Consider the following 12,638-nt stretch of genomic DNA (forward strand, 5'->3'; position numbering starts at 1 on the left):
TTGAGTCTGCTTTATCAGGTAAAAATTACGGAAATTGTCACCGCCTCGTACTATGATGAAAACGGGGAACGGATCCTTCTTCAATTCTTTATAGGAGCAGGTAAAAAATGAAAACGATTTACCGGATTTACCCGGCGATAGGAATCGCGCGGATAGGGAATAGCGAGACCGGCTATTTTCTGGGTCCCGAATCTCCAGGTATTGTTCCGGAGGGACCCTATCGTGACAGTTCATCATCCGGAAAAATAAAACCGCAGGGTGTCCGGTTCCGAATCTATAAATTCACTCGGGATGAGTTTGGCAAGGAAATGCTAAACAACGAAGTTGTGCTGGATAAGAAGACAAAAATCATGTGGAGCGTTCATCTTGTCAACCGCAAAGCGGCGGGTGGAAACTTTCCCCCAGGGGGTTCGTCTTCTTCCCCGCGAAACACCGGCTATGACCGCGCCGGATTAGTCGTGGATGCTTCGTTACAATTAATATCCGGAAAAAACAAAACCGCTATATCGTTGAATGGAGAAATCAATTTTATACGAAACGGTAACATCGAAGGCAGCGAAAAGATTGCGCTTGGGCGGCTCCTGACCGATGAAAAAGGGCGACTCATTGTTGTTGGCGGTCCCGGTAAATCAGGCTCTCCCACCGGCCGGGGCTTGGATAGTTTCGCCAACAACGATGGGTGGTATGACGGCGTTTCCGATGGTCCGGTGAGCGCTGTGGTGGAAATCGACGGTGAACCACCTATCACGGCGGAAGGGGGTGCGTGGGTTGTTGTCGCTCCTCCGTCGTATGCCCCAGGGATCGAAAATGTAACCACATGGTACGATCAGGCTCTAAATGTCGCCGTAAAGAATTTCTCTCCGCATCTCGTAAAAGATGTGCCGTCATTTACGCGCGATATCTATCCCATATTGAAGCGGACAGTGCTGCTACACTGGGTGGTCGAACAGGAAAACCGTCATCATGGCAGCGCGGGAAATTTCTTGAATCCTGCACGGCTAAACAAACTCATAGACAAGACCGAAAGTGGAAAATCCGCACGTGAAGCGGTTTTTAAGTGGCTGATGAAACCCAATACCCATGTTGACCCCAATACCCCACCGCCACAACTACCTCCGGCCATGCCGAAAGTGAATAGCGGCCTGGATCCCGATAACCCCGAGCGCGGCGAATATACCGCACTGACGGAGCATCAGTATGCAATGATGGAAAAATGGTCGCAGGGTAAATTCCACGCCGACTGGACCGCCGAGCCTGCAGCCGTTCCATTCGATGAATTGCCGCTGGAACAGAAGCCCGATGCCTTGACACGGGCATCATTGGAAGGGTGTATTGGCGCGCCCTTTTTCCCCGGTATAGAAGTAACGTATGTGATCGCGCAGGCCGCAACCTACGAAGCACCGTTTCGAATCAAGCATACCCTCCCCCCTGGTTTTCTGACTGAGCGCATGGCATTGCCATGGCAGGCTGATTTTCTGGCGTGCGGTGAGCTATGGTGGCCCGCTCAGCGCCCCGTCGATGTCGTCACCGCATCGGGGCAGATTCAGTCATTCTCGCGAGGCATACAAGACTATGGGGATATGGTCCGGTGGTGGACGGAGCTTGGCTTTATTGTAAAGAAAGGCGAAAAATTTGTTGAGGACGAACGTAATCCCATCGATGGCCAGTCTTAAACCAAATGTAAAGATCACCCTTGAGGCTGTTTGAAAATGGCGGGGTCAAGCTGATATCTTTGGAGAAGCTTATAGAATTCGGTGCGATTACGTTTGGCAAGACGCGCGGCCTGGGTCACATTGCCACCTGTGATTTTCAGCACGCGCACCAGATAATCTCTCTCGAAGCTCTTGCGCGCATCCTCGAAAGAAACGAGTTGCTCCTCCTCCTTGTGCATGGCATCGTATACCAGCACCGGTGAAATCAGCGGGGCGGTACTCAAGACGACGCACTGCTCCACAACATTCATGAGTTGCCTCACGTTTCCGGGCCATGAAGCGGCTACCATCATTTCCATTGCCTCGGGTGAGAATCCATTGATATTCTTGTCGTATTTGACAGAAAATATACCCAGGAAATGATTCGCCAGCAAAGGAATGTCTTCCCGCCGTTGCGATAAGACCGGAATGGTTAACGCCACGACATCCAGTCTGTAATAGAGGTCTTCCCGAAAACTGCCGTTAGCGATTTCAGCCTTGAGATCACGATGAGTAGCGGAAATGATACGAACATCCACAGGGATTGTCTGCATGGATCCGACCGGTCGCACTTGCCTTTCCTGGAGAACGCGCAATAATTTGACTTGAAGCAAAAGCGGCATGTCTCCGATCTCATCCAGGAACAACGTCCCTCTTTCCGCCAGCTGCAATAAACCCTTGTGATCCCTGACAGCGCCCGTGAACGCTCCCTTGACGTGTCCGAACAACTCGGATTCCAGCAATTGTTCCGGAATCGCTGCACAATTTATAGCCACAAACGGATGATGACGACGCTTGGATGCTTCGTGTATGGCGTGAGCAAACAATTCCTTGCCAACTCCGCTCTCGCCATAAATCAGCACACTTGCGTCCCCTTCCGCTACCAGTCCCGCCTTGGTGAGAAGATCCTCCATTACCGCACTTTGCGTAATAATGGCTTTGGACCACGATGCTTGTGACGTCTCATTCTGTCCCGCGGCACCGGGGACAAGCCTGAGAGCTTGACTAATGTTGGCCAGCAGTGTCTTGCTGTCAAAAGGTTTGGCAAGATAGCCGAATACACCCCGCTGAACAGCCGCCACCGCATCGGGAATAGTCCCATGCGCGGTCAGAATTATCACTGGCAATGTGGGTAGCGTACGATGAATTTGTTCGAATAGCGCCATCCCGTCCATGCCACTCATCTTCATATCGCTTATGACGAGTTGGGGGCGTGACACGTCCAGATAATTAAGCGCCGCCTCCGCGCTTTGCACAGCTTCCGTTTTATAGCCGGCGGCCGTAAGCCGTATCGTGAGTAACTCAAGCAGATCGGTATCATCATCGACAATTAGGATTCGTGGCTTGGAGTCAGGTATGTTTTTACTCAAGTTTGCAATCCTAAATCCGCGGTTGAATGGGGCGAAGTGTGTAATTTTGGGGATATGGGGTAAAGTGCGCCCGCGCAGGCGGGCCAGCACCCTCCGCTGCCCTGCTGTGCGGGAAACCGCAAATCCCCAGCGAAACTCAAGCAGCGTGAGAAGTCTTTGTGGATCATGGTACCAAACATGACACATGAGCGATCAACTGTAGGATTCAAGATTGTTACGGTTCCCTGAGAATAAGATTTTTTTCCATGCTTTTAATGGCTTCAATCTGGTTTTGTAATGTTTCCACGCGTTTTTGCTCTTCCTTCAATTTTAATGCCAGCTCATCCACGCTATTATTTAGCCGTTGCTGTTCCGTTAGCAGTGACGCAAGCAGGTTTCTGAAACTCTGCAAACCCGTTGCCGGCTTCACATCGCGTGGCCATTCATTTAGCAGATAAAGCGCCGAGGTGGTGTCGCGGAAAGGAGTGTTGGGCAACATAAGAAGCAATATCAGTCTGGCCCGATTTGCATCACTTTTGTTTTGTACGAAATTCTGTTTTACCCTGTCGTATACGCGAGCAAGTTCCGCCGGTGGCTGCTTACGCAAAGTATCATAATATTGCATCAGATCTTCCATCTGACCGGTGACGATCAAGTCGAACGGCAGCGGCCCTGCAGGTTGCCGATTTCCAGGAACTGTGGAACAGGCGGCTAGCAACGCCAATACAGCCACCGGCAGAATCCAGAGTTTTCTGCGTGCGCTACTCATAAGGTTCCTTCCACATCACGAATCGGCAGGGTAAGACGAAAATGAGCACCATTGACGCCCTGCTCCTGCTGCACAAGCTCTATAGTGCCACCATGCGCAAGAGCGTATTCACGCGCGATGGATAACCCCAATCCGGTTCCCTTTATGTGACTGTCAAGTACCTGTCGCCCCTGATAAAAAGGCTCGAATACCTTTTCACGATCCGCCTCATCAACACCGGCGCCGGCATCCAGAATATCGAATTGCACCGTCTCGTCTACTTTGCTTGTCCAGATTCTTATACGTCCCCCAGGGGGGGAGAACTTGACGGCATTCGATAGCAAATTATCCACAATAACCTTAATTTTTTGTTTATCGCACTCAATTATCAACTCCGGGCAGGAAACCTCGATTTTCAAGCCTTTGCTCATGATAATAAGATTCTGGTCTTGTAGCACCGCATCGAGAATTTTTGTCAGATTCGCCTCTCGTTTTACCAGGGCCGCTTTCTCGGTCTGAAGCGCGCTGTAACTCAGCAAATCTTCAATGCGCCGTTGTAATTGTATGCTGTTGCTGTACAGGATATTTGCGATACGCTGTTGCTCTTCGGTCAGTTCCCCGGCCACGCCTTCCGCAAGCAGGTCGGCACCTTCGCGCATGGCAGTAAGCGGTGTCTTGAGTTCATGAGATACGTGCTGCAGAAACCGCGTCTTCTGTTCCTCCAGTTTGAGCAACCGGCGGCGCAACCAGTCCAGGCGTTCGCCGAGATACCTTAAATCCTGAGGACCATCCACCCGTATGGCTTTAAATAGCGCACCTTCCCCCATGGTACGAATCGCCTCGTCAATTTGGCGTATTGGATGCGCAATCCGCAGGGAAAAGATAAATGCGAGGAGAATCGCAAATGGAATTAACGCCAGCAACTGCCATCCGACGGTAAAGCGGGCATCCCCTGCCATATCCTGCATTTCGCCCACTTCGCGTTCAATCAACGCGTAACCGACTGCTGAAAATGTTCGCGCTGAATCCCGGAGGGGCACAAATTTGCCAATCAGATCGCGGAGCTCTTCCGGCGACTGCGCCATGGCTGACACGTTCCCGAAAATCGATACCTCCAACAGCTGCATCTGCTCCAGCAATTGTTTCTGTTCAGTATGCAGGGAAAGCTCAAAAAGATTCGTTGCCGTGCTCTCGAATTTCTTGTGTGCCCTGAAATAATTCTCGAGCAGGGATGTGTCGCCAAGGATGTGTGTCTGCCGTACAGCACGTTCCATGGCTGCAATTTCATCCGCCAGGACCCGGCTGCCGTGCGCAATTTGCGCCGCCTGATATACAGCCCTGCGGCTTTGATCCGCCAGCCGGTCGATGGAGAATGCACTGTTGACGAGTGCGGTGATAAGCGGCAAGCCCACCAGGGCAAACCCGAACAAAATCAATTTCAGGAAAGATTTGGGCTTACGCCGCAACCGTGACAAGGAAGCGGCGCCGGTGCCGCTCTCTTGCCTTACGGTATCCCCGTGAACAACCATTTATATCCTTTGACTGGAAAACCCGCCAGGGGTCGACATCCGGATTGATATCCAGATTACTTTTTTCTGATCCGCAGATTATGCTGGTAATTCAGAAAAGCTGAATAGTCTTATTGGTCGCAATCCCTCTTGTCACCCCACCCCCTCGGATTTAGAAGCTTGTAATGCCCTAAGGGCTTGACGCAATATAAGGCTTGCAATAATGCTTGGAAGGAAATTCCTTATTCCGGCGCGAATTCACAATAACATCGCCACCATTCTTTACACACTCCCTCATTGCGTTATTCAGACTTGCATAATGCTCATTTGGCTCTGTATTCTTTGAAACAGGAGACACTTTCTCCCGAATCTTGAGGCACGCCGCGGCTTCGTTGGGAGCAGAAGAAATATTTTTCGTGGGGGGTAATGCGCATAACTTGCACGGATTACCCGGACACAGGCATCCGCTACATTCCGCTTGCACCACGGTAGCAAATACCCCCAGCAGCGATGCAAGTATGAGTGGAATAATCAGCCGCAACATATCAATTGATTTCATATTCATATCATTTCGTCTTTCATATCAAGACCACCATAGACCCACCGCTCCGGCTCATACGGCTTGTGGGGCGCGGCTTCATTCTCTCGAGTCTCCGAGTAATTCGTTACAATAACTTCCTCACATTCTCCGGTGGCCGGCACAACACTGCTTCGTCACCACGCACGACAATCGGCCTCTGAATCAGGTCCGGGTTGTCCACCATAATCTTAATTAATTCGTCATCGGTTAACCGCTGTTCAGCCAGCTTCAAGCTCCGCGCCAGAGGTTCGTCGCTACGCAGTACATCACGTACCGGCACACCCAGTTTCTCGATCAGTTCACGCAATCCCGCGATGGTTAGAGGTATCTCGTAGTAATTGACTGCATCGAACTCTTGCCCGCTATCCTTTAGAAGCGCAAGCGTGGCACGGCACTTACTACAGGTGGGTTTGTGATAAACGGTAATCTTGTTACTCATGCAATTTTCTCCTGTCTCAATCACCAGCCTTGCCAGGCTCGATCCGCATTACTGCGAGCTGGAAACTGCTTGTAAAATCCACATTTCGTCGAATCAATATTAAAACGGCGGCCTGACGCGTATGGCCGGCCACCGTTTCATATAGCCGCCACTTTAGCAAATATATACGGATTCGTGACTAAACTCTCCCACGATAATCAAAAAATCGCCAGTGCGACCTGGCGCATGCATAAATCGTTAATGAGAAAAAAATTATACTGTAGGATTTCGGAAGATATCCTTCCACCCCTTGAGCAGTTTTACCCGCTTTCATCCTGCCTCTGCCTTGCGCGCTGCGCTGCTCACACCCTTTTGCCGAATTTTTTTAGTACATGATGCGTCATGCTGAGTGCAAGCTCATGTTCACCCAGAAGCACCGTGCCTCCGCTTTCTTTTCGGAGCAGCGCCGCTTCTTCTTCATTATGTGTACGCACGATAATCTCAATCGGCGGATTAAGCATACGAGCGATTTCTATCATCCGGCGTGCGCGCAGCGCATCGGGGACTGCAATCACCAGCATTTTGGCCCGCGCAATATGCGCTTGTATAAGCACAGCGGGTTCAGCCGCATCCCCCGCTACGGCATGGATTCCACGCTTGCGCAACCCCTCTACCATCTCACGGTTTTGATCCGCCACAACAAGCGCCAGCCCCTGCTCGGCCAGTGCTTCGCCAATGTGCCGGCCGACCCGGCCATAACCCACAAGCACCACGTGGTTGGTCACGTGGCTAGAGGCAACCGACATTGGCAGTTCAGCCAGGGGGTCGTCAGAGCGTTCCAGGATGCGGGCAAGCTTGGATCGGGAGCGTATCCATTCCTGCGCCGGTTCGATCACCTGAAATACCAGGGGGTTTAATGTGATCGAGATAAAAGCCCCCGCGAGTATAAGACTCTGGGCTTCGACCGGCAGGAGCCCGAGTGAAACACCGAGCGCCGCAAGGATAAATGAGAATTCCCCAATCTGGGCAAGACTGGCCGACACGGTTAATGCCGTATTGAGCGGATAGCGAAAAGCAAGAACCAGAAGGAAAGCTGCCAGTGATTTGCCGATAATAATAATCCCGAGTGTGGCAACAACGCGGAGTGGTTGATCGATGAGAACGTTGGGATCGAACAGCATTCCGACAGAGACAAAAAACAGTACCGAGAAAGCATCTCTGAGCGGCAGGGATTCCTGAGCGGCCCGATGACTCAAATCGGACTCCCTCATTACCATCCCGGCGAAAAAAGCGCCGAGTGCAAAGGAGACACCGAAGAGCATTGCGGAACCGTAGGCAATACCTATTGCCACCGCAATCACGCTCAGAATAAAGAGCTCGGTCGAGTTGGTGCTCGCGACATGCCAAAGTAACCAAGGAAAAACCCGTTTCCCGACAATAAGCATTAGCGCGATGAAGACCGCCACCTTGCCAAAGGTGAGCAGGAGCGTTATTAGCAGATCCTGGCTGGGCCCGTCCGCTGGGCTGCCGGCAGAGGTCCCAAGCCATCCGGCGAGCGGCGGCAAAAGAACGAGAACCATAACCATTGCCAGATCCTCGACCACCAGCCAGCCCACCGCAATCGATCCATTGACGGATTTGAGTACACCGCGCTGCTCCAGCGCCCGAAGCAATACGACTGTACTCGCGGTTGATAGCGCCACACCAAACACGATCGCCGCACCCAAGTCCCAACCCCAGGCAACAGCGACCGTCGCGCCAAGAGCGGTTGCCACTCCAATTTGCACCAGGGCGCCAGGCAGCGCAATCCGCCGGACAGCCAGCAGATCGTCCAAGGAGAAGTGTAGTCCCACTCCGAACATCAACAGAATGACCCCGATTTCCGCCAGTTGGCCCGAAAGCTCCATGTCGGCCACGAAGCCGGGTGTATTGGAACCCAGGATGACACCTGCAACCAGATAGCCAACCAATACCGGCAATTTCAAGCGGTGGGCAATAAGCCCCATAAGCAAAGCAAGACCGAAACTGACGGCAATCGTGGTGATCAGGGTAACACTATGGGGCATGTGTTTTGCCGTTTAGACAAGTGGGGTACAGCGCTGATGGGTTTATGGATTGTGGCGCGGCACTCCAGGATGGCAAGAGAACGCAAATTTATTTTCGGATTCCCGTCCGCTCAATATGAAAAATAGATCATTCAGGAAATATTATTAATGATGAAAAACATCTTTGTGGAGATCATAGCCAACTTAAAACATGAGTGAATCAATTGCCGGATTTCGCTCCGGATTTTATGAAGCATTCGGGTTAATCCAATAGGACAGGGATATTTCTCTCCTCGGCGTGCTCAGCCTCTCTGCGATATGTGCGGAAGCGCCAGCCAAACAATCCCAAGCCGGCAAGCATCATCGCCCAGGTCTCCATTTCGGGTACGGACGAAACCTGCCAGCCGATGTCTCTCATGGCAGCATAATCAAGCTCGGTAAAATATTTGCGTTGCCCGGCGGCGATAGAAGGATCCATCGCAGCTTCCTGGGCAAGATAGCGGAGTCCGTTTGCCCAGTGACTGTCACCCGCCAGGGGGGGATTGTAACCAAGCAAGGCGTGAACGGTGCGGCCGGTAAAAGAACCATCCGAAATCAGGTTATCAAAAGAATCGGCACCGCCAAAACCGAGTACATGCGCCAACTCATGCACTGCCACCGAATAAAGGTCAAAGCCGGAAAAGGATTCGGCAGTGGTGATATCGGAATCAACATACCAGTTGGAGGCACTATTAAAGGAGATCGCCCCGCCCCATGGTCCGAAATCGGTCTTAATCGGTGCAAGAGCCCCCATCTGGCCTCTACTGAGCGCGTTGTCAATGAAATCGGCGGAACCATTGCTGACGAATCCTCCTCGACCGCCTACCGCCAGCGTGCTGCCCAAATTATGGGCACCGGCAAAAACCACGATCTGATTCGCGGCAACGCTGAAATTGGAGATACCAGTCTTGTTACCGTTATCCGGCTGAAAGAAACTTACATCAAAACTATTCGATCCAGATGGCGTGATCGCGGTCAGCGCAGTCGGTCCGCTCTCCTGAAAGCGGCTCTCGAATGTAGAAGCTGCGGCATTCAATAAATTCTGACGTGAACTGTTAGCGCCTGTAAAAAAACCCAAACTGTCGTATCGATAGTCGAAATGGATATCGATATTAGCCAAAGCAGCCTGACTTGCGGCGAGCAATATGCCGGAAAATACCGAATATGCGAATTTCATCTTGACTGGCTCCTGGCGGTTTTAACTATTTAATCGGCATGCTCCAGCGCTTGCAACGGATCAACATGGCTCAAGCCAAATTCTTTTGCAACCGCGGGATAAGTGACCGAACCCCGATGCGTGTTAAGCCCGTATTGTAGCGCCAGATTCTTTCTTACCGCATCCAATCCTTCATCAGCCAGACGCAATGTATAAAAAGCCGTTTGCGCATTCAGCGCAAAGGTACTGGTGCGCGGGACCGCGCTCGGCATGTTGGCGACACAGTAATGCACCACTCCGTCAAGTTCATAGGTCGGATTGCTGTGCGTGGTCGGCCGGGTGGTTTCGACGCACCCCCCTTGATCAACCGCAACGTCGACGATCACAGAACCTTTTCGCATATTCGGCAACATCCCGGCTGTAATCAACCAGGGCGCACGTCCGCCAGGAATCAAAACGGCACCGATCACCAGATCGGCGTTGTAGATCACCTCTTCAATATTATACTCATCACTGATGCGCGTCTGTAGTTGCCCATGATAAATGTCATCCAGGTATTTGAGGCGATCATGATTGATATCCAGCACGGTGACCTGGGCACCGGACCCAACAGCGACGCGCGCGGCATTCGTACCGACAATGCCCGCTCCCAGAATCGCGACATTGGCTGAAGCTACGCCGGGCACACCGCCCATCAATACGCCACGGCCACCGTACGTCTTTTGCAGATACGTTGCCCCGATTTGAGTGGCCATACGTCCCGCCACTTCACTCATGGGCGTCAACAGCGGCAATTGACCTCCTTCGGTTTGAACCGTTTCGTAGGCGATACCTGTAACGCCATGCTCCAGCAACGCGATGGTAAGCGGCTCATCCGAAGCCAGATGAAGATAGGTAAAAAGGATCATGTCTCGATGCAGATAAGAATATTCCGCCGCAGTCGGCTCCTTGACCTTAACTACCATCTGCGCCGCCCAGGCGTCTTCAGCACGAGATACGATCATGGCCCCGGCTGACTGGTATTCCGCATCTGAAAGGAAGCTCCCCTCTCCTGCCCCGCTCTGTACCAGCACCCGGTGTCCATGTCGCGTCAAGGCTTTGACTGTACTGGGTGTCATTCCAACCCGATTTTCGTGATCCTTGGTTTCCTTGGGCAATCCGATCAGCATGGTTTTGTTCCTGACTGAATAAAATTGAAACTATTCTTCCGCAAAAGGCTAACCTGGTTCGAAGAATCTTGCAGATAAGCCCACCTCCGCAGATAACTTCATGCACTCCATACAATGATGGGCACTCCTGCGCTATTGATTTGGTGACTCGATAGCCCCGCTTCCTTTGCGCCAAGTATACAACCCGATCCTGGGATCGCTGAAAAAAAGTATTCTATTTGAGAATTTCTGGCTGCTGGAAGGCTCGCGCAGATCCGAACCGGCAGGTCAATGTGCGGCTGCCCTGATTTCAGGGCTATATAAACTTCACAGGCACTGTTGGTAATCGAATGTGAATATAGAGAGCGCGCTTCTGGCAATGAAGGATACACTGAAGCCCCGCATGGCTGATGCGGGGCACTCTGCAACGCGGCCCTCGCGGTCACGCGCGGGATGTGCCCCATGCATCGAGCCAACAGATAAAGCGGATAAATTGATCAGTACTTCATGAAAGCAATACGCGCCCGGATCGCGACTGCACCTGAACGTATCACAGTGAAGCGAGTATGTACGTTACAACGCCTTGACCATATCTTCAACAACCTTCTTGGCATCGCCGAACACCATCATGGTCTTGTCCATGTAGAACAGGTCATTGTCGAGGCCGGCATATCCCGCCGCCATGCTGCGCTTGACCACCATCACGGTGCGCGCCTTGTGAGCATCCAGAATGGGCATGCCGTAAATCGGGCTCCCCGGAACATTCGCCGCGGGATTTACCACATCGTTTGCGCCCAGCACCAGCACCACGTCGGTGTTGGAGAAATCGCTGTTGATCTCATCCATCTCCAGAACTTGCTCATAGGGTATTTCCGCTTCCGCCAACAGTACGTTCATGTGCCCCGGCATGCGTCCCGCGACTGGATGTATCGCAAAACGCACGTTGACACCTTTCTCGTGCAGTTTCTCGGCCAGTTCCTTGACTGAATGCTGGGCCCGCGCCACTGCCAGACCATAACCGGGCACGATGATAACGCTGTCGGCGTTACCCATCAAGAATGCGGCATCGTCGGCACTACCGCTGCGATGGGTTTTCTGTGTCCCGTCGCTCGCCGCAGCCACTGCCCCACCCTCACTGCCAAAGCCACCAAGTATGACGGAAAGAAATGGCCGGTTCATGGCCTTGCACATGATATAAGACAGAATTGCCCCGGAACTTCCCACCAGCGATCCGGCAATGATAAGCATGGGATTGCCGAGCGAAAACCCGATTCCCGCCGCAGCCCAGCCGGAATATGAATTAAGCATGGAGATCACTACCGGCATATCCGCGCCACCGATAGGGACGATAATGAGAAAACCGAGCACAAAGGCGATCGCGGTCATGGTGGCAAAGGCTGTCCAGTTGGTAGTCTCGCTAAAGAAGAACCACAAGCCAAAACCTACCATCACGATTGCCAGAATAAGGTTGACCATATGCTGGCCACCAAATGTAATGGGTGCGCCGCTCATGCGGCCGGACAGCTTCAAGAATGCGATGACCGAGCCCGACCAGGTCATGGCACCGATAAAGGTGCCGAGGAACAACTCCAGTTTACTGCCCATGGGCAATACCGCAGGCAGGCCGAATGAAGCCGGGTTATTGACTGCGGCGATAGCGATAAACACCGCCGCCAGACCTACCAGCGAATGCATGAAGGCAACCAGTTCCGGCATTGCCGTCATCTGCACACGCCGTGCAACAACCGCGCCGATGGTACCTCCCAGCGCGATACATGCGAGTATCAGCGCCCAGTTCTTGGTAATCGTAAGCGTGGTGATAACGGCGATTGCCATCCCCACCATGCCGAACAGATTACCGCGACGGGCGGTTAGCGGCGAGCTCAGGCCTTTTAGCGCCAGAATAAAAAAAACCGATGCGATCAGATACGCGAATGCGACCGAATTTGCGGACAT

General features: G+C 52.4%; 9 protein-coding genes. 1 reads left to right on the forward strand and 8 read right to left on the reverse strand.

The genetic code is table 11. The features are described from left to right. Window positions 1-107: 107 nt before the first annotated feature. On the forward strand, window positions 108-1,673 hold the full coding sequence (locus tag EBAPG3_RS12175; RefSeq protein WP_004179270.1) for a LodA/GoxA family CTQ-dependent oxidase: 1,566 nt from the start codon (window positions 108-110) through the stop codon (window positions 1,671-1,673). A gap of 14 nt (window positions 1,674-1,687) precedes the next feature. On the opposite strand, the gene EBAPG3_RS12180 is transcribed toward EBAPG3_RS12175, so the two are convergent. The 8 genes from EBAPG3_RS12180 to EBAPG3_RS12220 all read right to left on the reverse strand — a co-directional run bounded on the left by EBAPG3_RS12180 (window position 1,688) and on the right by EBAPG3_RS12220 (window position 12,638). Beyond that, on the reverse strand, window positions 1,688-3,247 hold the full coding sequence (locus EBAPG3_RS12180; protein ID WP_004179262.1) for a sigma 54-interacting transcriptional regulator: 1,560 nt from the start codon (window positions 3,245-3,247) through the stop codon (window positions 1,688-1,690). Between the two features lie 28 nt (window positions 3,248-3,275). After that, the gene (locus EBAPG3_RS12185) at window positions 3,276-3,809 is read right to left on the reverse strand and encodes a hypothetical protein (protein ID WP_004179259.1); all 534 of its coding nucleotides are present in this window, start codon (window positions 3,807-3,809) and stop codon (window positions 3,276-3,278) included. Beyond that, the gene (locus tag EBAPG3_RS12190) at window positions 3,806-5,317 is read right to left on the reverse strand and encodes a sensor histidine kinase (RefSeq protein ID WP_004179257.1); all 1,512 of its coding nucleotides are present in this window, start codon (window positions 5,315-5,317) and stop codon (window positions 3,806-3,808) included. Before EBAPG3_RS12190 ends, EBAPG3_RS12185 begins: the two co-directional genes overlap by 4 nt. A 644-nt stretch (window positions 5,318-5,961) precedes the next feature. Then, window positions 5,962-6,315, reverse strand: coding sequence for an arsenate reductase (glutaredoxin) (arsC, locus tag EBAPG3_RS12200; protein WP_004179252.1), 354 nt, complete (start codon window positions 6,313-6,315; stop codon window positions 5,962-5,964). A gap of 341 nt (window positions 6,316-6,656) precedes the next feature. Then, window positions 6,657-8,360, reverse strand: a complete 1,704-nt coding sequence (locus EBAPG3_RS12205; RefSeq protein ID WP_004179248.1) for a cation:proton antiporter domain-containing protein — start codon at window positions 8,358-8,360, stop codon at window positions 6,657-6,659. A 241-nt stretch (window positions 8,361-8,601) separates the two neighbouring features. Further along, window positions 8,602-9,555: a matrixin family metalloprotease gene (locus EBAPG3_RS12210; RefSeq protein WP_004179244.1), complete on the reverse strand. Its 954-nt coding sequence runs from the start codon at window positions 9,553-9,555 to the stop codon at window positions 8,602-8,604. A gap of 29 nt (window positions 9,556-9,584) precedes the next feature. Next, window positions 9,585-10,703, reverse strand: coding sequence for an alanine dehydrogenase (ald, locus tag EBAPG3_RS12215; RefSeq protein WP_004179241.1), 1,119 nt, complete (start codon window positions 10,701-10,703; stop codon window positions 9,585-9,587). Window positions 10,704-11,255: 552 nt separating this feature from the next. After that, window positions 11,256-12,638: an NAD(P)(+) transhydrogenase (Re/Si-specific) subunit beta gene (locus EBAPG3_RS12220; protein ID WP_004179232.1), complete on the reverse strand. Its 1,383-nt coding sequence runs from the start codon at window positions 12,636-12,638 to the stop codon at window positions 11,256-11,258.

This window comes from Nitrosospira lacus (assembly GCF_000355765.4).
GTDB lineage: Bacteria > Pseudomonadota > Gammaproteobacteria > Burkholderiales > Nitrosomonadaceae > Nitrosospira > Nitrosospira lacus.

Coding starts and splice junctions, on each gene's coding strand:
- EBAPG3_RS12190 (WP_004179257.1), bottom strand. CDS start 5,317: ATGGTTGTTCACGGGGATACCGTAAGGCAAGAGAGCGGCACCGGCGCC.
- EBAPG3_RS12185 (WP_004179259.1), bottom strand. CDS start 3,809: ATGAGTAGCGCACGCAGAAAACTCTGGATTCTGCCGGTGGCTGTATTG.
- EBAPG3_RS12210 (WP_004179244.1), bottom strand. CDS start 9,555: ATGAAATTCGCATATTCGGTATTTTCCGGCATATTGCTCGCCGCAAGT.
- EBAPG3_RS12180 (WP_004179262.1), bottom strand. CDS start 3,247: ATGTGTCATGTTTGGTACCATGATCCACAAAGACTTCTCACGCTGCTT.
- arsC (WP_004179252.1), bottom strand. CDS start 6,315: ATGAGTAACAAGATTACCGTTTATCACAAACCCACCTGTAGTAAGTGC.
- EBAPG3_RS12175 (WP_004179270.1), top strand. CDS start 108: ATGAAAACGATTTACCGGATTTACCCGGCGATAGGAATCGCGCGGATA.
- ald (WP_004179241.1), bottom strand. CDS start 10,703: ATGCTGATCGGATTGCCCAAGGAAACCAAGGATCACGAAAATCGGGTT.
- EBAPG3_RS12220 (WP_004179232.1), bottom strand. CDS start 12,638: ATGTCCGCAAATTCGGTCGCATTCGCGTATCTGATCGCATCGGTTTTT.
- EBAPG3_RS12205 (WP_004179248.1), bottom strand. CDS start 8,360: ATGCCCCATAGTGTTACCCTGATCACCACGATTGCCGTCAGTTTCGGT.